Annotated in this window: 18 protein-coding genes; 3 read left to right on the forward strand and 15 right to left on the reverse strand. The window is 72.9% G+C overall.

Annotated features, from left to right (window positions below; genetic code table 11):
* Nucleotides 1-5: 5 nt before the first annotated feature.
* The 4 genes from ACFOYX_RS31975 to ACFOYX_RS31990 form a co-directional block, all read right to left on the reverse strand.
* Nucleotides 6-767, reverse strand: coding sequence for a LytTR family DNA-binding domain-containing protein (locus ACFOYX_RS31975; protein ID WP_322442630.1), 762 nt, complete (start codon nt 765-767; stop codon nt 6-8).
* Nucleotides 764-1,987 (reverse strand): histidine kinase, encoded by a 1,224-nt coding sequence (locus ACFOYX_RS31980; protein ID WP_322442629.1) that lies wholly within the window; start codon nt 1,985-1,987, stop codon nt 764-766. Before ACFOYX_RS31980 ends, ACFOYX_RS31975 begins: the two co-directional genes overlap by 4 nt.
* A gap of 40 nt (nt 1,988-2,027) precedes the next feature.
* Nucleotides 2,028-3,533 carry a sugar transferase gene (locus ACFOYX_RS31985; protein ID WP_322442628.1) on the reverse strand — a complete coding sequence of 502 codons (1,506 nt, stop codon included), beginning with the start codon at nt 3,531-3,533 and terminating at the stop codon, nt 2,028-2,030.
* A 327-nt stretch (nt 3,534-3,860) separates the two neighbouring features.
* Nucleotides 3,861-4,721: a DNA-formamidopyrimidine glycosylase family protein gene (locus tag ACFOYX_RS31990; RefSeq protein ID WP_322442627.1), complete on the reverse strand. Its 861-nt coding sequence runs from the start codon at nt 4,719-4,721 to the stop codon at nt 3,861-3,863.
* A 24-nt stretch (nt 4,722-4,745) separates the two neighbouring features.
* Between ACFOYX_RS31990 and ACFOYX_RS31995 the strand changes: the two genes are divergently transcribed.
* The gene (locus ACFOYX_RS31995; RefSeq protein WP_322442626.1) at nt 4,746-6,014 is read left to right on the forward strand and encodes a glycosyltransferase family 4 protein; all 1,269 of its coding nucleotides are present in this window, start codon (nt 4,746-4,748) and stop codon (nt 6,012-6,014) included.
* 10 nt (nt 6,015-6,024) lie between these two features.
* Here ACFOYX_RS31995 and ACFOYX_RS32000 read toward each other — a convergent pair whose 3' ends face one another.
* The 6 genes from ACFOYX_RS32000 to ACFOYX_RS32025 form a co-directional block, all read right to left on the reverse strand.
* Nucleotides 6,025-6,750 carry a CDP-alcohol phosphatidyltransferase family protein gene (locus ACFOYX_RS32000; RefSeq protein ID WP_322442625.1) on the reverse strand — a complete coding sequence of 242 codons (726 nt, stop codon included), beginning with the start codon at nt 6,748-6,750 and terminating at the stop codon, nt 6,025-6,027.
* Nucleotides 6,725-7,792, reverse strand: a complete 1,068-nt coding sequence (locus ACFOYX_RS32005; protein WP_322442624.1) for an iron-containing alcohol dehydrogenase family protein — start codon at nt 7,790-7,792, stop codon at nt 6,725-6,727. Before ACFOYX_RS32005 ends, ACFOYX_RS32000 begins: the two co-directional genes overlap by 26 nt.
* Nucleotides 7,780-8,511: a phosphocholine cytidylyltransferase family protein gene (locus ACFOYX_RS32010; RefSeq protein WP_322442641.1), complete on the reverse strand. Its 732-nt coding sequence runs from the start codon at nt 8,509-8,511 to the stop codon at nt 7,780-7,782. Before ACFOYX_RS32010 ends, ACFOYX_RS32005 begins: the two co-directional genes overlap by 13 nt.
* A gap of 81 nt (nt 8,512-8,592) precedes the next feature.
* Complete coding sequence (locus ACFOYX_RS32015) at nt 8,593-9,351, reverse strand: hypothetical protein (protein ID WP_322442623.1); 759 nt, start codon at nt 9,349-9,351, stop codon at nt 8,593-8,595.
* Nucleotides 9,348-9,797 (reverse strand): NUDIX domain-containing protein, encoded by a 450-nt coding sequence (locus ACFOYX_RS32020; RefSeq protein WP_322442622.1) that lies wholly within the window; start codon nt 9,795-9,797, stop codon nt 9,348-9,350. Before ACFOYX_RS32020 ends, ACFOYX_RS32015 begins: the two co-directional genes overlap by 4 nt.
* Entirely contained in the window at nt 9,761-11,056 is a 1,296-nt protein-coding gene (locus ACFOYX_RS32025; protein ID WP_322442621.1) for a transposase, read from the reverse strand. The genes ACFOYX_RS32020 and ACFOYX_RS32025 overlap by 37 nt, the downstream gene beginning before the upstream one ends.
* 34 nt (nt 11,057-11,090) lie before the next feature.
* Here ACFOYX_RS32025 and ACFOYX_RS32030 point away from each other — a divergent pair, with 34 nt between their 5' ends.
* On the forward strand, nt 11,091-11,264 hold the full coding sequence (locus ACFOYX_RS32030; RefSeq protein ID WP_322442619.1) for a type II toxin-antitoxin system prevent-host-death family antitoxin: 174 nt from the start codon (nt 11,091-11,093) through the stop codon (nt 11,262-11,264).
* Between the two features lie 187 nt (nt 11,265-11,451).
* Nucleotides 11,452-11,844 (forward strand): CBS domain-containing protein, encoded by a 393-nt coding sequence (locus tag ACFOYX_RS32035; protein WP_322442618.1) that lies wholly within the window; start codon nt 11,452-11,454, stop codon nt 11,842-11,844.
* A 128-nt stretch (nt 11,845-11,972) separates the two neighbouring features.
* Here ACFOYX_RS32035 and ACFOYX_RS32040 read toward each other — a convergent pair whose 3' ends face one another.
* From ACFOYX_RS32040 to ACFOYX_RS32060, 5 genes are all read right to left on the reverse strand, one after another.
* Nucleotides 11,973-15,020 carry a malectin domain-containing carbohydrate-binding protein gene (locus ACFOYX_RS32040; protein WP_322442617.1) on the reverse strand — a complete coding sequence of 1,016 codons (3,048 nt, stop codon included), beginning with the start codon at nt 15,018-15,020 and terminating at the stop codon, nt 11,973-11,975.
* A 243-nt stretch (nt 15,021-15,263) separates the two neighbouring features.
* Nucleotides 15,264-16,310: a glycosyl hydrolase gene (locus tag ACFOYX_RS32045; protein WP_322442616.1), complete on the reverse strand. Its 1,047-nt coding sequence runs from the start codon at nt 16,308-16,310 to the stop codon at nt 15,264-15,266.
* Between the two features lie 136 nt (nt 16,311-16,446).
* Nucleotides 16,447-17,379: a sulfotransferase gene (locus ACFOYX_RS32050; protein ID WP_322442615.1), complete on the reverse strand. Its 933-nt coding sequence runs from the start codon at nt 17,377-17,379 to the stop codon at nt 16,447-16,449.
* A 28-nt stretch (nt 17,380-17,407) separates the two neighbouring features.
* Nucleotides 17,408-19,030, reverse strand: a complete 1,623-nt coding sequence (locus tag ACFOYX_RS32055; protein WP_322442614.1) for a polysaccharide biosynthesis C-terminal domain-containing protein — start codon at nt 19,028-19,030, stop codon at nt 17,408-17,410.
* On the reverse strand, nt 19,000-19,863 hold the full coding sequence (locus tag ACFOYX_RS32060; RefSeq protein WP_322442613.1) for a sulfotransferase: 864 nt from the start codon (nt 19,861-19,863) through the stop codon (nt 19,000-19,002). The genes ACFOYX_RS32055 and ACFOYX_RS32060 overlap by 31 nt, the downstream gene beginning before the upstream one ends.
* Nucleotides 19,864-19,873 lie beyond the last annotated feature (10 nt).

The raw sequence follows: 19,873 nt of genomic DNA on the forward strand, positions 1-19,873 counted from the left end.
CCGGTTCAGCGGTTCCAGTCCTGCTTCGCCGCCCGGACCAGCTTGTCCTTCAGCTCCCGGGTGTGCCGGCGGCTCACCGGCAGCTCAGCCCCGTCGATCACCACCACGTAGCCGGAGTTGACCAGCCGCAGCTCGGCGATCAGCTTCAACTGCACCAGGTAGGACCGGTGGATTCGGACGAACCCGGCGTCGGCCCACCGCTCGGCGAGGGTCGCCAGCGACACCCGGACCAGGTGCGAGCCGTCCGCGGTGTGCAGCCGGGCGTAGTCGCCCTGCGCCTCCACCCAGCGCACCGCCGAGCGGGGCAGCATCCGGGTCGTCCCGGCCAGCTCGATCGGGATGGTCGGGTCCTCCTCCGCCCGGGCCATGGCGGCCGGGTGCGACGGCACCACCCGCGAGCCGATCACCCGGCGCAGCGACTCGGCCAGCCGGTCGGCGCGGACCGGCTTGCGCACGTAGTCGGTGGCGCCCAGGTCGAAGGCGTCCACCGCGCCGTCGTCGTACGCGGTGACGAAGACGATCGCGGGCGGCCGGGCGAACCGGCGTAGCACCCGGGCCAGCTCCATCCCGTCCAGGCCGGGCATTCGGATGTCCAGGAAGACCACGTCCACGTCGCCGTCCCGGAGCACCCGCAGCGCCTCGGTGGCGTCCCCGGCCGTGTGCAGCCGGGCCACCCGCGGGTCGGCCCGCAGGTGGTACGCCAGCTCGTCGAGCGCCGGCGGCTCGTCGTCCACGGCGAGCACCCGGAGGAAGCCCGTCGCGTTCATGAACCGGCCCGTACGCCGGGGTGGAACTTCGGCACCCGCATGCTCACCTTCGTACCCGAGCCGAGGCCGGTCTCGACGACCAGGCCGAACCGGTCCCCGAAGGCCGACCGGAGCCGCTCGTCGACGTTGGAGAGGCCGACATGCTGGCCCGCGTCGTCGGTCGGGTCGCTGCCGGCGCCGGCCAGCTCGGCGATGCCGGCGGTCAGCGTCGTCGGATCCATCCCCACTCCGTCGTCCTCCACCGTTATGTGGCATTCCGCGCCCGCGTCCCGGGCCTCGATGCTCACCATGCCGGTGCCCGGCTTGCGGGACAACCCGTGCCGGACCGCGTTCTCGACCAGCGGCTGGAGGCAGAGGAACGGCAGGGTCACCGGCAGCACCTCCGGGGCGATCTGCAACCGCACCTGGAGCCGGTCGCCGAACCGGGCCCGCTCGATGGTCAGGTAGCGGTCGATCGAGCGCAGCTCCTCGGCGAGGGTGGTGAACTCGCCGTGCGCCCGGAACGAGTAGCGGGTGAACTCGGCGAACTCCAGGATCAGCTCACGGGCCCGCTCCGGGTCGGTCCGGACGAACGAGCCGATCGCGGTCAGCGCGTTGTAGATGAAGTGCGGGCTGATCTGGGCGCGCAGCGCGCGTACCTCGGCCCGGGCCAGCCGCTCCCGGGACGAGTCCAGCTCCGCCAGGGCGAGCTGGTCGCCGGCCCAGTGCGCCGTCTCCAGGGTGGCCTGCACCAGCCCGGGCGCCGGCTGGCCGTCGGCGATCGCCACCAGCGCTCCGACCACCCGGCCGTCCGCGCTCAACGGGGCCACCACCGCGCCGCGGACCGGGCAGTCCACCAGGTCGCAGTGCAGCTCCGACTCGCGCAGCACGGTCGAGCGCCCGGCCGCCGCCGCCCGCCGGGCCGCCGCGAGCAGCTGGTCGCCGTGGTGCGCACCGCGCCCGTCGAGGGCGAGCAGCGCCTCCCGGTCCGTCAGGGCCAGCCCGGCCGCGCCCACCAGGGTCCGCAGATGACGTACGGCCTTCGCCGCGCCCGCCGCGCTCAGCCCCGCGCGCAGCGGCTCGGCGGCCAGCCCGGCGGTGTGCAGCACCTCGTACGTGGCCCGCTGGGTCGCGGTGGCGATGCCGCGCCGGGCGCGCAGCCGGAGCACCGCCCAGAGTGCCGCGGCCAGCGCGCTGACCAGTGAGACGACGCCGAACACGGCGGAGAGGTTGGCACCCACGCAGCGATCCTGACGGGTGGCGGCCGTTACGCCAAGAGGATCAGTACGCGCCCTTGCGTGCGAGCACCACGCCCACCGTGCGCCACAGGATGCTCAGGTCGTACGCCAGCGACCAGTTGTCGACGTAGTAGAGGTCCAGCCGGACCGCCTCGTCCCAGGACAGGTCGGAGCGGCCGGAGACCTGCCACAGCCCGGTCATGCCCGGCCGGACCAGCAGCCGGCGGCGCACGTCACCGAGGAAGTCGCCGTCGTCGGCGGGGAGCGGGCGCGGCCCGACCAGGGACATCTCGCCCCGGAGCACGTTGATCAGCTGCGGCAGCTCGTCCAGCGAAGAGGCACGCAGGAAGCGGCCCACCGGGAAGACCCGCGGGTCCTCCTTCATCTTGAACAGCATGCCGTCGGTCTCGTTCTGGTCGACCAGGCCGGCCAGCCGATCCTCGGCGTCGACGTACATGGTGCGGAACTTCCAGACCCGGAAGGTCCGCCCCTCGTGGCCGACCCGGGGCTGGCGGAAGAAGACCGGCCCGGGGTCGGAGATCCGGATCGCGACGGCGATGGCGAGGAAGAGCGGGGCCAGCAGCAGCAGGCCCAGCCCGGCGGCGACGCGGTCCAGCAGGTTCTTGACCAGCAGCGCCGGGCCCGACAGGGTCGGCTCCTCGACGTGCAGCAGCGGCAGGCCCTCGATCGGCCGGATGTGCACCCGGGGACCGGCGATGTCGGTGAGCTGTGGGGCGACCACCAGGTCGACTCCGGAGCCCTCCAGCTGCCAGGCGAGCCGGCGCAGCTCACCCGGCTCGGCGCTGGCCGAGCCGCAGACCGCGATCGTGTCCCCGCCGACCTCGCGGACCAGGGCGAGCACGTCCCGGCCGGCGTACACCGGCACCGGGGTCTCCATGCCCCGGGCGGCGGCGTACCCGTCGGTGATGTGGATGGCCACCGGCACCAGCCCGGCGCCCGGGTTGCGGGTGACCGCGGTGTAGACCTCCAGCGCCTCCGGCAGCGTGCCGACCAGCACCATCCGGTGCCCGGCGTGGCCCGCCCGGCGGCGCACCGCGTGCAGCACGAACCGGGCCACGAACCGGCCCAGCAGGATCAGCAGTAGGGCCCCGAGCAGGGCGAAACCGACCGTCCACCGGGACAGCAGGGTCCTCGTGGCGAAGGCGATGAACGAGACCGTCGCGGCCACCGCCACCCCGGCCCGGATCACCCGCTTGAACTCGTCCGGCCCGAGGCCGAGGTACCGCCGGTCGTAGGCCCGGTTGCCCCACAGGATGATCAACCAACCAAGCGGGAGCAGCAGGAACGCCACCGTGTGGAACCAGGATTCCTTGGCGTCCTGGAAGCCCGAGGCGGCCTGGTCGAAGGTCTGGATGGCGATCCAACTCGCCAGCGCCGCCGAACCGTAGTCGAGCAGCAGCAGCATGGCGATGTAGGGGCGGTGCCAGCGGGAGACGCGGCGGCGGGCACGGGCCCACGCCGACCGGGGTACGCCGTTGTGCGACGGCGGAGTCGGCGGCTGGATCTCGAAGCTGTCGACGTGCCGCACGCTCTTGCTCCGGCCTGTGTTGGTTACCGGGCGCTGGAGGCTTGTCGTCACCTCAACCCATGTCCTCCCGCATGACACGCGCCCTCACTCGCCGTGAGGGCCCGGGTCGCCCACCGTTCCAGTCTCCCACGCGGGCTCCGGGTCGGACGGCGACCCTAAGGACAACCCGCCCGGTGGTGCCGGCTTGGGATCCGGCCGGCTCCGCACCAGTTTCGAAGCCGGGGACCGAGCCACTATACCGATGGATGACGGTCCCGGTAGAGCCGCGGACCGGGAGGTTCGGCGCGCTCGGGCCGATTCCTCTCCGTAATCGGAAAGTGTCGTTACTCACCGTACGAGCCGGGACAACCGACGGTCAGCGAGCGGCTTGCCCCCGGTCTGACAGGTGGGGCAGTACTGGAGGCTGGAGTCGGCGAATGAGACCTCCCGCACGGTGTCCCCGCAGACCGGACACGGCAGCCCGGTCCGGGCGTGCACCTTCAGGCCGGAGCGCTTCTCGCCCTTCAGCTCGGCGGCCCGCTGGCCCATCGAGCGCCGCACCGCGTCGCCGAGCACCGTCCGGGTCGCCGCGTGCAGGCCGGCCAGCTGGTCGTCGGTCAACCGGTCGGTGATCGCGAACGGCGACAGCTTCGCCGCGTGCAGGATCTCGTCCGAGTACGCGTTGCCGACCCCGGCCAGCACCGACTGGTCGGTCAGCACCCCCTTCACCTGGCCGCGCCGGCTGCGCAGCCGTTCGGCGAAGGTGGCCAGGTCGGCCCGGAGCGCGTCCGGGCCCAGCTTCGCCACCCCGGGCACCTCGGCCGGATCGGTCACCAGGTAGGCGGCCAGCTTCTTCTGGGTGCCGGCCTCGGTCAGGTCGAAGCCGGAGCCGTCGTCGAGGCGTACCCGCAGGGCGACCGGGCCCTTGCCGGGGCGCAGCGGCGCGCTGGACGGGAACGCCTCCCGGTAGTGCAGCCAGCCGGCCCGGGCCAGGTGCACCACCAGGTGCAGGCCGCCGTCGAAGATCACGTCGAGGAACTTGCCGTGCCGGCCGGCGTCGACCACCGCCCGGCCGGCGACCGCGCTGGGCGCCGGGTCGTACGTCTTCAGGGCGCTGATCGCGGCGACCTCGAGCCGATCGACCCGCCGCCCCACCGCGCGCTCGCGCAGATATCCGGCGAGCGCTTCCACCTCCGGTAGTTCGGGCATCAGACAACGGTAGCCTTCTTTCCCGTGAGAATCGTGGTGGCGCACAACCGGTACCGGGAAGCCCAGCCCTCCGGCGAGAACACCATCGTCGACGCGGAGATCGCCCAGCTCACCGCGGCCGGGGTGGAGGTGCTGCCGTTCATCCGCAGCTCCGACGAGATCCCGACGATGCCGAAGGCGGCGAAGGCGCTGCTGCCGATCTCGCCGATCTACGCCCCGAAGGCCCAGCAGGAGCTGAGCCGCCTGCTCACCGAGCACCGGCCGGACGTGCTGCACCTGCACAACCCGTACCCGCTGCTCTCGCCCTGGGTGGTGCGGACCGCGCACAAGCACGGCGTGCCGGTGGTGCAGACGGTGCACAACTACCGGCAGGTCTGCTCCTCCGGGCTGTACTTCCGGGACGGCGTGATCTGCCAGGACTGCCGGGGCCGGGCGCTGGGCGTGCCGGCGATCGTGCACCGCTGCTACCGGGGCTCGCGGGCGCAGAGCGCGCTGATGGCCACCACCCTCGCCGTGCACCGGCCGACCTGGAAGTCGGTCGACCGGTTCATCGCGCTCACCACGGCGGTCGCCGACCACCTGCGCGACTACGGCATCCCGGACGAGCGCATCGTGGTCAAGCCGAATGCCATCCCCGACCCCGGGCAGCCCGCCCCGCTCGGCGAGGGTTTCCTCTTCCTCGGTCGGCTCTCCCCGGAGAAGGGCCTCGATCTGTTGCTGGACGCGTGGCGCCGGCACCCGGAGGGGGCGCTCGGCCCGCTGCGGATCGCCGGGGACGGGGAGCTGCGTCCGCTGGTCGAGGCGGCGGCCGCCGAACGCGCCGACCTCTCCTTCCTCGGCCCGCTGGACCGCGCCGGGGTCCGCGCCGCGCTGGACGCCAGCGCGGTGGTGCTGGCCACCTCCACCTGGCACGACGTGCTGCCCACCGTGATCATCGAGGCGCTGGCCAGTGGCCGGCCGGTGCTCGGCACCGCGCTGGGCGGGATCCCGTACCTGGTCGGCGCGGACACCCCCCGCGAGCCCGCCGGCACCGGCCCGGCCGCCGTCGCCTCCGCCGTCCCCGGGGACGGCCGGGTCGCCCCGCCGGTCGGGATCGAGGCGGGCGAGGCCGGCTGGGTGGTGGCCCCGGAGCCGGCCGCGCTGGCCGCCGCCCTGCCCGTGGCCCGGGCCGGGGCCGCCGCGCTGGCGCCCGCGGCGCGCGCCCGCTACGAGCGCACCTTCCACCCCGACGTGGTCACCAAGCAGCTCATCGACATCTACGCGGGGGTGGCCCGCACCGCGCGCCCCGCCTGACCCGTCCGGGTCAGCGGAGCGAGGCGCGGGCGGAGAAGGCGATGCTGGCGAGGAGGAAGCCGCCGTTGACGATCGTGAAGGCGACGATCACCCAGACCGCCAGCGCGGGGGCGACGGTCAGCACCAGGCCGGCCAGGAGGATCACCGCGCCGTAGTCGCGGACCAGCTTCACCAGGCGTACCGGCAGCGAGGTCGAGGTGACCATGCTGGCCGCGTTCGGGCCGGCCTGCATCACCGAGGTGACCAGGTTGACCATCCAGGTGCCGGCGAAGACCGCCACCAGCCAGGTCGGCGTCGCCGGGCGCTGCGCCACGGCGGTCGCGCCGAGGGCGGTGACCAGCGCGATCTGGGCCGCCACGTCGCAGAGCACGTCCACCCGGGCGCCCGCCGCGCTGCCCTGCCCGGTCACCCGGGCGAGCTGACCGTCGGCGCAGTCCAGGGCGTACGCGACCTGCCAGCCGACCAGCGCGACCAGGCCGACGACCCAGGCCGGTACGTCCCCGGCGGCGACCGGCTCGGCGAGCGCCACCACGGTCACCGAGACGGCCAGGCCGAGCAGCAGGTTGGCGATGGACAGCGCGGTGGGGCGCAGCCCCAGCCGCTGGGCGGCCAGCGCGAAGGCAGCCCCCAGCCACTGGCTGATCGATTCGCTGAACAGGCCGCCGCCCCGGTTGACCCGGTGGAAGTCGGCGACGGAGGGGCGGGACGGCTCAGCCGAGGTGGTCGTGGAGTGCACCGGCGTAGTCTGCCAGCCGCTCCCGCGTCTCGGTAGGCGACATCGCCAGGTGTTCGAGGATGGTGTAGCGGTCCGGGCGGGTGGCCGGCGCGAACTGCACCGCCTCGACGAACTGGTCGTCGGTCAGGCCCACGGCGGCGGGGAGCCGCGGCAGGCCGTGCCGGGCCAGGCAGGCCGACATCTCCGCGAAGCGCCGCTGGTCGCCGCGGAGGAAGGTGCAGAAGAGCGCGCCCAGGCCGGCCAGCTCGCCGTGCGAGGCGGTGCCGGGGAAGAGCGCGTCGATCGCGTGCATGATCTCGTGGCAGCCGCCACTGGCCGGGCGGCTGGTGCCGCAGACCGCCATCGCCAGCCCGCTGGAGATCAGCGCCTCGGCGAGCACGGTCACGAACGCGTCGTCGGTCATGTCGCCGCGGTGGGCAAGCACCGCCTCGGCGCCCATCCGGGCCAGCGAGGCGGCCAGCCCGTCGACCGGCTCGCCGCGGACCTGCCGGGCCAACTCCCAGTCGGCCAGCGCGCTGATGTTGCTCACCGCGTCGCCGATGCCCGCCCGGTTGTGCCGCTCCGGCCCGGCTGCCACGAAGTCCAGGTCGACGATCACCGCGATCGGGATGTGCACCCCGTACGAGCCCTTGATCCCCTCGTTGACCAGGCTGGCCACCGGGGAGGCGATGCCGTCGTTGGCCAGGCTGGTCGCCACCGTCACCATCGGCAGCCCGCGCCGGGTGGCCGCGTACTTCGCCACGTCGATGGTCTTGCCGCCGCCGATGCCCACCACCGCGTCGTACGACCGGGCACGCAGCTTCGCGCCGAGGTCGTCGGCGGCGTCCAGGGTGCCACCGGCCACGGTGAACATGTCCGCCGAGCGCAGCGACGGCCGGATCAGCTCGGCGATCTGCTCGCCCTGCCCCGGCCCGACCACCACCGCCACGTCGCCCCCGGCGGAGATCCGCCCGTCGGCGAGGATCGCGGCCAGGTCGGCCACCGCGCCCCGCCGCACGTCGATGTGCAGCGGGGTGAGGATCGTCCGGGCTAGTAGCGGCATGCGATCTCCCGCGCCCGGGCCAGGTCGGCGTGGTTGTCGACCTCGACCCAGGAGACGTCGCCGATCGGCGCCGCCCGCACTTCGCCGCCCCGGTCGGCGAACTCCTGGTAGCCGTCCTCGTAGTAGAGGTTCGGGTCGCGCCGCCAGGTCGCCTCCAGCGCGTCGGCGAGCGCGTCGGCCACCTGCGGCTCGATCAGCGTCGCGCCGATGTACTCCCCGTACGCCTCGAGCGGGTCCATCACCTTGGTGATCCGGGTGAGCTGGCCGGCGGCGTCGAAGGTGGTCTTCATCTCCTCCTCCGCCAGCGCCTTGATGTTGTCGATGGCCAGCAGGATGCCCGGGCCGCGCTCGGCCAGCAGGGTCTTCTCCACACTCACCGGGTGCACGGTGTCGCCGTTGACCAGCAGCACGCCCCGGGCGAAGTGCTCCCGGGCCAGCCAGAGCGAGTAGGCGTTGTTCCACTCCTCGGCCTTGTCGTTGTGCACCAGCGTGATCGTCACGCCGTACTTCTCCGCCAGGGCGGCCTGCCGCTGGACGACCGCGTCCGCCGCGTAGCCGACCACGATCACCACCTCGGTCAGCCCGACCTCGGCGAGGTTGCGCAGCGCGATGTCCAGGATGGTGGTGTCACCGTCCACCGGCACCAACGCCTTGGGCAGGGTGTCGGTGTACGGGCGCAGTCGGCGCCCCGCACCGGCCGCGAGCACCATCCCGATCATGCCGGCATCCTCCTCCGTACGACTCCGGGTCACCGGTGGAGGATAGCGCCGGGTGACTTGGCCGCTGCCGCCAACCGTGGTTCAGCCGGGCAGGGCCGCCAGGTCGGCGAGCATCGCCAGCCGCTCCTCCGCGGTCAGCACGACGTACGGCCCGGCGGCCCGGCGGTCGGTCTCCAGCTCGATCGCCAGCCGTTCCGCCCCCGGCGGCAGCTCCGCGATGCTCGCCGCGGTGTGCCCCGCCGCCCGCCACGCCGCCGCGTGCGCGTCCGCCCGGTGGTAACGCAGGGTGCCCAGCCGGTTGAGCAGCAGCACCCCCGGCGGGGTGCCCTCCGGCTCGTACGGCGGGGCCATCGCGGCGAAGGCCGAGCCCGCGACCGCCGGCTCCGCGTCCGCCAGCACCAGCGCGTACGCGAGCAGCCGGCCGAGCGCCTCCACCAGGCGGACCACCCGGTCGTCGTGGCCGGCCCACAGCTCCTCGGTCACCTCAGCGTGCACCTGGTAGATCTCGGTGAGGAAGGCGAGCCCGCGCTCGGTGGCGCTGAAGCCCCCGTCCCCCGGTGCAGCATCCCGTGGGCGACCTGCTTGTCCAGCGCCCGCCGGCAGGAGGCCGGATCCCGGTAGCGGGTGACCGCCGCGAAGCCGGGCCCGTCCACCGGGCGCGGCCAGTCGGGTGCGGAACTCGACCAGGAAGCCGGTCGCGGCCGGCCCGCCGTACCGGGAGCTCAGCTCGGCGCCGCCGCCGTCGCGGCCGGCGAGCATGCCGGCGACGAAGGCTCGGTCGACCGCCGGGGCGACCAGCCCGGCGAACCGGTGCGGGGCCAGCTCGACGCCGTCGCTCACAGACCGATCGACCGCAGCGCGGCAAAACCGTTCTCGGCGATCCGCCGGATCAGCCCGTCGTTGACGTCCCGGTGCTCGTCGAGCAGCGCGATCTCCTCCTCGCCCAGCCAGCGGAACTCGGTGTGCTTGCCCGCCTCCAGCCGGGGCCGGCTCAGCTCGCCGTCCACCCGGACCAGGAAGTCGGACTCCAGCCGTTCCAGCCCGTCGTCGCCGGTCCAGTGGTACTCCCCGACCAGTCCGAGGACGTGCAAGACGCTCCAGCCGGTCTCCTCGGTGACCTCGCGGCGCAGCGCCTCCTCCACCCCCTCGCCCGGTTCCAGGTGGCCGCCGACGATGTCCCAGCAGTTGGGGAAGATGGCCCGGTCCGGGGACCGGCGCTGGATGAAGATGCGGCCGTCGTCGTCCACGATCAGCGCGCCGGCGCAGCGGACAGGCTCGGTGGGCACGTGACGACATTGACGTTCTCTCCGCCCTGAAGGACGGGGATTCCCTCCACGCTGCGGGTGGAACACGCGGCGTCCGAGTGGATTACCGCTTCGACGCGCGGTGCCAGCACGGGGGCTGGTCTTACCTGCGCTCCACGGTCGTTTGAGTTGTCCGCCCGTCCGGCGGCCAACACGTTCTTGGCGGCATTGACGTCCCGGTCGTGGGTGCTGCCGCACGGGCAGTCCCACGCTCGAACGCTGAGCGCCATATTGTCGTTGATGCGACCGCAGTCGGAGCACATGCGGGTGGAGGGAAAGAACCGGTCCACCCGGGCAAAGGTCCGCCCGTGTCGGGCGGCCTTGTACTCCAACATGCCGGTGAAACTGGCCCAGCCGGCGTCGTGCACGGACTTCGCGAGCCGGGTTCGGCCGAGACCGGTGACGCACAGGTCCTCGACGTACACCGCTTGGTTGTCGCGGATGATCCGGGTCGAGAGCTTGTGCTGCCAGTCCCGCCGCGTATCGGCCACCCGGGCGTGCGCCCGGGCGACCTTGACGACGGCCTTGCTGCGGTTGTTGCTGCCCGGCTGCTTGCGGGACAGGTCCTGCTGCAGCCGGCGCAGCTTGCGGGCCGCCCGGCGCAGGAACTTCGGCGCGGCGATCTTCTTGCCGTTGGACAGGACCGCGAAGTGGGTCAGGCCCAGGTCGATGCCCACCTCGGCGTCGACCGGCGGCAGCGGCTCATCGCTGGTCTGTACGACGAATGAGGCGAAGTACCGTCCGGCCGCGTCGCGGATGACCGTGACCGAGGTGGGCGGTGCCGGCAGTCGCCGGGACCAGCGCACCGCCAGGTCGCCGATCTTCGGCAGCCGGAGCCGGCTGTTGTCCAGGACCTTGAACCGGGCGTTCGCGGTGAACCGGATCGCCTGCCGGTTGTCCTTGCGGGACCGGAACCGAGGCGGCGCGACCTTGCGGCCCTTGCGCTTGCCGGACAGCGAGGTGAAGAAGTTGCGGTACGCGGTGTTCAGGTCCGCGAGGGCCTGCTGGAGCACGACCGCCGACACCTCGCCCAGCCACTCCCGCTCGGGCGTCCGCTTCGCTTGGGTGATGACCCGCTTCGACAGGTCCCCGTCCGACAGGTACGCCTCGCCCGCCTCGCGGGCCTGCTGACGTGCGCGCAGCCCGTCGTTGAACACCACCCGCGCGCACCCGAACGCCCGCCCCAGCGAAGCCTGCTGGGCAGGCGTCGGATAGACGCGGTAGTTGTACCGGAGCTGCACAGCCACCAGCGTACACAAGAGTTAACATGTCGGCATGACCGACACTCCGAACGAGATCAGCGTCCGTGAACTGCGCCAGGCCCTCGCGGGCACCCTCAATGATGTCGCCGTCCGCGGCCGGATCATCTACGTGACCAATCACGGCCGCCGAATCGCCGCGATCGTGCCCGTCCCCGTGGCCGAGCAGATCAACCAGCCGCCCGGCTAGAACACGGCTCGGGCCTTGACGGCCCTCCCCGCACGGGCCTTCACCCCCGCCTTGAAGGGCGGAGCACTGGCCCGCGTCTTGGTAGCGAGCCCGGCCCGTTTCCGGCGATGCCCGGCCTTGTCCCGGTCTGCATCGATGGCCCACCATGTCCGTACCGGGTGCCGCCGTCCCACAGGGGTGATGTGTGATGCAGGTTCGAGAAGCGATGTCCAGTGAGGTTCTCGTGGTCGGCCCGGAGCACACGCTCCGCCAGGCGGCCCGGATGATGTCGGCCCGCGGTGTCGGGTCGGCGGTGGTGATCGATCCGGACTCCGAGGGGGTCGGGATCATGACGGAACGCGACGTGCTCAACGCGATCGGCGCGGGGCTGGACTGCGACGTCGAACGCACCGCGGCCCACCTGACCTGGGACGTGGTCTACGCCGGCCCGGACTGGACGGTGGAGGAGGCGGCGGCGGCCATGGCCCGCGGCGGCTTCCGGCACCTGGTGGTGCTCGACGGCCGGGAGGTGGCCGGGGTGATCTCGGTCCGGGACCTGATGCGGGTCTGGGCCCGGGAGCACACCCCGACCCGGGTCTGAGCCGACCGCCCGGGCGCGACCCGGGCCGGGCGAAGGAGACGACAAAGGCCCGGGCGCGACGCGCCCGGGCCCGGAAAGGGCGATGGCCCGGCCGATACCGGCCGGGCCATCGCTGTTCACGCGTCAGATCACGGGCCGACGAAGACCGCCGCGCCGCGCCAGTCGACCCCGTCCATACCCGGGCCGCTGACCGTGGAGGAGAACTGCGGCTCCGACGGGTCGGTCGGCCACGCCATCCGCTCCAGGTTGCCGTTGCTCTGCCGGACCACGTAGAGCGAGTTGTCCGCGGTGAAGACCCCACCGGCCCCGGCGAAGAACGTCGAGGTCATGTAGGTGAACCGGTCGGCGCCGACGGTGCCGCTGTCCGGCGTGAACCAGCGCCAGTAGAGGCTGCTCTGCCCGGCGAGGGTGTAGTAGAGCCGCCCACCCTTGTAGAACATGCCGGTCACGTTCGGGATCTCCGCGTAGAAGCTCGACGCGGAGCCCACGTACGTCTGCGACTCACCGGGCTTGGCGGACCCGGTCTCGACGGTGTCCCAGGTGGCGTCGTGGTACGGGTCGACCTTGCTCGGCGCACCGAAGGTGTCGCCGTCGAACGAGCGCTGGTAGAGCGAGCCGTTCATGCCGTAGAAGAGCGTGCCGCCGATCCAGAACGCGCCCTTGGCGGACGCCCAGGCGGTGCCGTCGGAGTTGGCGACGGCGCTCGCCGAGCCGGCCGCGTAGCCGCCGTCGTACGACCGCTTGGTGACGCTGTTCAGCTCGGCCGCGGAGGGCAGCGCCGGCACCTTGACCAGCTCGATGGCCTGCACGAGCGGGTTCTCCACCACCCGACCGAAGTCGATGTCGACGTTGCCGTCGCTGGTGACGGTGAAGGCGCGCATCGTGCCCCGGTCGGTGCCGCCGGCCTCGACCACCGGGTCGAAGTCGTTCAGCCGGACCAGGCCGTCGATGCTGACGTCGAAGAACCGCTTGCCGGGGGTGTTGGTGCCGGTGTACCGGTTGGCCAGGTAGAGCCGCACCTGGACCTGCTGCCCGGCCGGGACCGGGAAGTCCCACTGCATGTCCGGCGCGGTGCTCGGGTCCCACCGCTCGTCGCTGTACAGCGACGCCGGGGTGCCGGCGGGAACCGTGGCGTCGAGCGCCGCCAGGGTGGCGTAGCCCTTCGTGTTGCTGCCGGCGTTGTGGTACTGGCTCGGAGCCTCGACGGTGTCGACCGCCCAGGCCGGGCCGCTCGCGGCGGCGACCGCGGGACCGCCTGCGTTGACCCGGTACAGCACGTCGTCCGCGGTGGGCGCCGGCGCGACCTGCACGATCTCGATGCCCTGGACCAGCGGGTTCTCCACGACGTGGCCGAAGTCGATGTCCACGTTGCCGTCACTGACCAGCGGGAAGGAGCGCATCGTGCCCCGGTCCGTGCCGCCGGTGGCGGCGACCGCGTCGAAGCGGTCCAGCTTCAGCGCGCCGTCGATGCTCACGTTGAACACCCGCGAGCCCACGGTGCCCGTGCCGGAGTACCGGTTGGCCAGGTAGAGCCGCACCTGGATCTGGGCGCCCGCCGGGACCGGGAAGTTCCACTGCATCTCCGGCGCGGTGTTCGGGTCCCACCGCTCGGTGCTGAACAGGTCGACCGGGGTGCTGCCCGGCACCGTGGAGTCCAGCGTCGCCGGCGTGGCGTACCCCTTGGTGTTGCTGCCGGCGTTGTGCAGGCTGCTCGGGGCGGTGTACGGGTCGGGCGCCCAGTTCGGGCCGCCGTCGATCGCGGCGAGCTGCGGGCCGCCCGCGTTGACCCGGTAGAGCACCTGGGTCGGCTTCGACTGGCCCGCCTGGTAGACGTTGCCGGGCAGGTCCTTCGTGGCGGTGGAGTGCGGGGCGTTGCCGCCGGTCAGCGGGAAGAAGGCGATCTTCGCCCGCTTGTACTGGAAGTTGCCGATCCAGTCCTCGTCGCTGCCGAGCCAGAGGCCTTCATCGGTGACCAGCAGCTCGGTGACGCCGTACCCGCGGGGGTGCCGGCCCGGGTTCCAGGCCAGCGGCAGGCCGCTCTTCGGGTCGAGCGCGGCGATGCTGGGCCGGCCGACGGCACCCGGGGCGGCCTTGTCGGTGCCCGTCGAGTTGTTCGACCAGCGGAAGTGGCCGCCGACGTAGACGGCCTGCTCGCTGATGCCGACCGAGAGGAAGGTGTCGCCGCCGCTGTAGTTGACCCAGGTGGGCTGCTGCCCGGAGCCGGTGGCGTCGGACTCCCAGCGCGCTACCGCGTCGCACAGCGTGCCCGGGTACGCCGCACCGGTGGTGCCCACGACGAAGTACTTGCCGTCCGGGGAGAACTGCACGTCCCGGACGTACGAGTCGAAGGACGCCGCCCGGCAGGCCGGGGCGTACCGGTCGGTGTTCCAGTCGGCGACGGTCGCCGAGGTGTCGCCGAGGTTGATCCGCACGATCTGGTCGTGCACCGCTGCGTCGGCCTTCTTGAAGTTGCCGATGACCACCAGCTGCTTGCCGTCCGGCGACACCGTCAGCTTCTCGGCGCCGACGCCGGCCTGGGCGCCGGTGCTGCCGGTGGTCCAGTTGTGGTGCTCGGTCAGCGGCACGTTGAGGTAGCTGTCCAGCGCACCGGTGGTGGCGTCCAGCGAGGCGAGACCGTTGCGGGCGCTCGCGTCGGCGGTGAAGAAGATGCCGCCGACCAGCAGTCGGTCACCGACCTTGGTGATGTCGTTGATGGTGCCGTTGAAGGCCGGGCCTTTGAAGGTGGTGACCAGCGAGCCGTCGGAGACGTTGACCAGCGCCAACTTGCGCCGGTTGACGCCGTTGGCGGTGGTGAACTCCCCGGCGAGGTAGACCGTGTCCGCGGTCGGGCCGGCGATCACCGCGTTCACCGGACGGTCGAGCACCGGCTTGAAGGCGGTGTCGATGTCACCGGTGGCCTTGTCGAAGGCCAGTACGTACTTCTGGGTGACGGTGGTGGGGGACGAGCCGCGGTTCTGCGCCTGGGTGAACGACCCGGCGGCGATCACCTTCGTGCCCGCGTCGTAGATCGCCACCACGTTGCCGTCGACGATGTTGGGGGTCTGGCTGGACGGCACGTCGGCGACGACGGTGTCGTGGTTCGGCGGGGCGGCCAGCGCGGGGCTGGCCGTGAAGAGGCTGGTGACGCCGAGTGCGGCGGCACCGAACAGGGACACCGTGCGGTGTCTCAGTAACGAGGAAGGCACAGGCAACTCCGGAGGCGCGTCGGAGAGCTGTGATCGGGGCCGGGAATCGGAGCGGCGTGAGGCGTCCGACCGGGATGGCCGACCACAGACGTGAAAGCAACACTTTCGCGCATGGAGGTGCGCCGCGTCCACCCGGGATCGTGATATTGGCCGAGCAATCTGCCCGGGCGGGCCGCCGAGCCAGTGCGGATCACACGAAAAGACGAGGGACGATCAGCGGGCCGATGCCGGCGGGGGCCCCGACGAGACGGTCAGGTCGGGCGGGGGCGGCGAGAAGTACGGGTCGGTGGCCATCTCGCGGAAGACCGCCGCGCTCTCCGGGTCGTTACCGAACGTGCTGTCGTACAACGGCTTGGTGGTCTGCTTCGCGGCGAAGTAGAGCGCGGCCTTGATCTGCGGGTGCTTCTTCAGGTACGGACCGACCTCGCGCAGCCACTCGGCCCGCTGCCCGGGCCGGCCCTCCTGGGTGAGGCCGTACTCGCCGATCACCACCGGCCGCGGGTGCTGCTGGGCGAAGGCCATGAAGTGGTCCATCCGGTTGCTGAAGCTGGCCCACTCCGGGCCCGGGTAGACGTCGGCGCAGAGCCAGTCCACCTGGTCGTCACCCGGGTAGTACGCCTCGGCCGCGCGTTCGTCCTCGGCGAAGCCGTCCGCGTGCGGGCACCACACCCAGCCCGCGTTGGTGACCCCGACCTCGGTGAAGATGGCCCGGATGTGCTTCCAGGCGGCCACGTAGTCCTCCGGCGAGTGGATGCTCGCGGCCAGGTTCGGCCGGTCCATCTCCCAGCGGTACCGCAGCAGCACCGGCAGCCCGAACGCCTTCACGTCCTCGGCCCGCTGCCGGATCAGCGAGTCGTAGGTGCCGCTCACCGTCGACCGGGTGTCCGTACCCTGCCAGGAGATCATCTGGAGCTTCCCCATGGCCTGGAACGCCTGTTCCGTCGCGCCCGGGAACGACTCGTTCCACTGGTGGAACATGTGCGCCATGGTGAGCTTCCCGCCGGCGGCCCGGTTGAACTCGTCGAGCGCGGCGGCCCGGCCGGTGGCGTTGTGCCATTGCGGCTTGACCCAGGCGCCGAGCCAGGCGCCCTGCTCCGGCGGCTCGGGCCCCAGCCCGGTGGTCCGCACCGGGTCGGTCCGTGGCTCCACCGTGGGTGGTGGCGCCACCACCGTCGCCCGCTCCGCCGGCCGCTCGGCGGGATTCGACTCGCAGGCCGCCAGCGCGGGCGCCAGGCAGGTCAGGGTGAGCACAGCCGCCATCGTCCGTCGTAGTCGTCGTACCACCGCAACCTCTCCCCAGGAAGGTCGCCGGCCCCACGGATTCCCCCGACGGCTCCGCCTCAGCGGAGCCCGGGATGGCCGGACGACCCCACGCACTCTACCGGCGCGGCGGAGCTCACCCGGGGTAGCCGAGTTCGGTCAGCAGCGGCTCGGCCTGGGCCCGGACGTCGGTCAGGTCGGTTTCGTCGAGCCGGGCCCGCCACCGGCCGACCGAGCCGGGGCGGGCCTGGCCGAACCGGGCGTGCAGGGCCTGCCGCCCCGCCGGGTCGCCCACCTCGAGGAAGTCGGCGACCACCTCGGCGGCCTCCGCCGGCCGGGTGACGATGTCCTCGTAGCGCAGGTGGCGTACCCGCTCGGCGGGCAGTTCGGCGAGCTGGGCCAGGGCGCTGCCGGTGAACCGGCGCCACATCCACGCCGAGCGGGCCAGGTCGGAGACCCGGCTGAACTCCTCCCGCCGCTCCGGCTCGACCCAGAAGCGCGGCGCCGCGCCCCACGGGGTGCCGCCGCGGCCGCTCTTCCCGGTGCCGGTGGAGGCGGCGTTCAGCCAGGGCTGCTCGGCGTGCGACACCGCCACGTCCCGGCCGTCCCGGTAGACGTGCAGGAAGACCGCGTCCGGGAAGACCTCGGTCAGGAACGGCACGATGAAGCAGTTCTCCGGGTCCTTCTCGGCGAACCGCAGCCCGCCGTGGCCGGAGGCGGCGAGCAGCGCGCCGTAGTAGCCGCGGAAGTAGCGGGCCGCCCGCTGCGGGGTCCAGCTGCCCTCGTACACGCAGCGGGCCACCGCCTTGGTCAGCCGCGGCTCGAAGTGGTACGACACCTCCGGCAGCGCCCCGACGCAGCTGCCCAGGAAGGTGGTGCCGGAGCGGGGCGCGCCGAGGATGAAGATCGGCCGCTCGACCTTGAGGCTCAGCTTCCGGCCGGCGGCCGGCACCGGGCGCTCCAGCTCCCGGCGTTCCTTCCGGTCTGCCACCAGACCTACGGCGGCGAGTTTCGCGGCCTGCACGGCGGAGAGGCCGGTGTGCGGGGCGAGGGGCGTGCTGCTGGTCATCGGTGTCCCATCGGTGGGCAGGGGCAGGTCACGACTGTGCGGCGGGCGCCGGACCGGAGCGGTTCCGGCCCCGGCGCAGCGCGCGGAGCGCGTCGAGGTGCAGGGTGGTCCGCCAGCGCCAGGCGCCGGCCAGGTACGCCGCCGCGCCGACCGCCGTCACCAGGGCGAGCACCGGCGCCGCCGCGCCGAGCAGGCTGGCCAGCCCGAGCGGCAGTCCGAACGTGGCCGTGGCGAGGGCCATCGCGGCGCGGGTGCCCCGACCGAACGGGTGCAGCCGCAGCGACCACCAGAGCTGCGCCAGCGGTACCAGGTTGGTGAGCAGGATGGACGCGGTCCAGGCCAGGGCGGCGCCGACGATGCCGTACACCGGGATGAGCGCGACGTTGGCGACCACGTTGACCGCGGTGCCGGCCATCGCGTTGTAGAAGGTCCAGGCGGTCCGGCCGGCCATGTTGAGCACCATGTCGACCATGCCGCAGCCGGTCGCCACCAGCATGGTCAGCGCGAGCAGCACCACCACCCGGCGACCCGCGCCGTAGCCGGCGCCGAAGAGCGCCAGCATCGGCCCGGCGAAGGCGGCGAAGACCAGGTACGCCGGCCAGGAGAGCAGCACCAGCCAGCCGGTCGCGGCCTGGTAGAGCTGTCGCGCCTCGGCCTGGTCGTCGCGGGCGAAGGCGGCGGCCATCCGGTGCTGCACCGAGCCGGCCAGCGCCACGCTGGAGAGCTGGCCCAGCGCGAGGAACCGGGTCGCGGCGGTGTAGACCGCCGCGTCGGCTGGCCCGCGCAACGCGCTGAGCAGCACGATGTCCAGCCGCTGCACGATGATGGCGGCCAGGCTGCTCAGTGCCCGGGGCCCGGTGAACCGCCAGAACGGTCCGGCCAGCTCGCGCGCCGGCACCGGCCGGGCGACCTCGCGTTCGGCGCGCCGGACCAGCCGGCCGAGCCAGGCCAGCGCGACGGCGGCGGTCAGCAGGTAGGGCACCGCCCAGGCCAGCGGCAGCGCGCTGGTGGCGGAGAGGCCGAGCCAGGCGGCCACGGCGACCGCGACGAACTGGACCAGCGTCCGGCCGAGCCGTTCCACGGTCAACAGCGGGCGCATCTGCCCGAAACCCCGGCAGGCGGCGAGCGCGTAGTCGGTGAGCGCCGCCAGCGGCACGAAGGCCAGCAGGATGCGCAGCGCGGTCACCGCGCCCGGACCGGCCTCCGGCATGGTCAGCTCGGCGAGCGCGGGGGCGGCCAGCCAGCCGGCCAGGGCGAGCAGCGCCCCGACGGCCAGCACCGGCACCAGCCCCACCAGCACCGTGCCGCGGATCCGGTCGCGCTGGCCGAGGGCGCGGTACCGGCTGACGAAGTAGACCGTCCCCACGTCGGTGCCGAGCCGGGCCGCCGACGACGCGATCATGAACGCGCTGGCGGCGGCGAAGAACATGCCGGCCTCGCGGACCGACCAGCCCCGGGTGATGACGATGTTCAACCCGAAGCCGGTCACCGCGGCGATGCCGACCCCGACCAGGTTGGCGAAGCCCTGCCGGGCCGCCCCACCCAGGCCCGCGCCGGCCGCCGCGGCCGGACCGCCGGCCTCGGCGGTCACCGCCGGGCCGGCACCGGTGTCCGCCCGGGTCACCGCCGCCACGACGGCACGCGTCCCCACCAGGTGGCCAGCCGCTCGTCGTACGGGGCGAAGTGCTCCTCGAGCCGGGCCCGCAGCTCGGCCGACATCGGAGACCGGGACCGCGAGTTGTGCTTGCCGAAGGAGATGTCCGTCCAGCGGGGCAGGCCGACGAAGTCGCAGACCGCGTCGAACGCCGGCCGCGGGTCGGCGAAGAAGTCGTCGCTGTCGATGACGTGCAGCCGCTCCCGGCCGACCAGCGACTCCAGCCGTTCCAGCTGCTCGATGTACCGCCCCCGGGCCAGGTACGCGTTGTGCTGGAGGTGGTGGCTCAGGTACGCCGGGTCGGCGGTCATCCGCTCCCGCTCGCCGGCGGTCCGCTCCTCCTCCAGCGCCAGCGCCCGCTCGAACGACGACTCGGTCTCGTAGCCCCGGGCCAGCTCGTGCGAGTGCGCCGAGTACGCCCGCTCCACCGGGTCGCGCAGCAGCACGAGCAGCCGCACCCCGGGCAGGTCCTTCGCGATCCGCGCGCCGGCCAGCGGGTGGAACATGTAGAACGGGCTCGACTCGCCGGTGATCCCACGTACGCCGAGCTGTTCCCGGACCGCCTCCGCCTTCGCGGTGGTGGGGAAGTGCCCGAGGTACCAGTTCATTCCCCGCTGGTAGTCGGTGTCGAAGTAGTGCACACCCTTGTGGTACGCCGGCGGCAGCACCCCGGGGTGCTGGGAGAGCGTCTTGAACAGCGAGGTGGTGCCGCAGCGCTGCGCCCCCACGATCAGGAACCCGGGCGTCATCCGGGATCCGGCGGTCAACCGACCGACCGTCCGACTCACCGTCCGCACCGCTCGGAGCGCCTGCTCCTTGGCCACCGTCACGTCCCCACTC

This window comes from Micromonospora sp. GCM10011541, assembly GCF_042650725.1.
GTDB classification, from domain to species: domain Bacteria; phylum Actinomycetota; class Actinomycetes; order Mycobacteriales; family Micromonosporaceae; genus Micromonospora; species Micromonospora sicca.

Excerpts from the sequence above, each read along its gene's own strand:
- ACFOYX_RS31975 (WP_322442630.1), bottom strand. The coding sequence starts at position 767 with ATGAACGCGACGGGCTTCCTCCGGGTGCTCGCCGTGGACGACGAGCCG.
- ACFOYX_RS31990 (WP_322442627.1), bottom strand. The coding sequence starts at position 4,721 with ATGCCCGAACTACCGGAGGTGGAAGCGCTCGCCGGATATCTGCGCGAG.
- ACFOYX_RS32005 (WP_322442624.1), bottom strand. The coding sequence starts at position 7,792 with ATGCCGCTACTAGCCCGGACGATCCTCACCCCGCTGCACATCGACGTG.
- ACFOYX_RS32010 (WP_322442641.1), bottom strand. The coding sequence starts at position 8,511 with ATGATCGGGATGGTGCTCGCGGCCGGTGCGGGGCGCCGACTGCGCCCG.
- ACFOYX_RS32030 (WP_322442619.1), top strand. The coding sequence starts at position 11,091 with ATGACCGACACTCCGAACGAGATCAGCGTCCGTGAACTGCGCCAGGCC.
- ACFOYX_RS32035 (WP_322442618.1), top strand. The coding sequence starts at position 11,452 with ATGCAGGTTCGAGAAGCGATGTCCAGTGAGGTTCTCGTGGTCGGCCCG.
- ACFOYX_RS32045 (WP_322442616.1), bottom strand. The coding sequence starts at position 16,310 with ATGGCGGCTGTGCTCACCCTGACCTGCCTGGCGCCCGCGCTGGCGGCC.
- ACFOYX_RS32050 (WP_322442615.1), bottom strand. The coding sequence starts at position 17,379 with ATGACCAGCAGCACGCCCCTCGCCCCGCACACCGGCCTCTCCGCCGTG.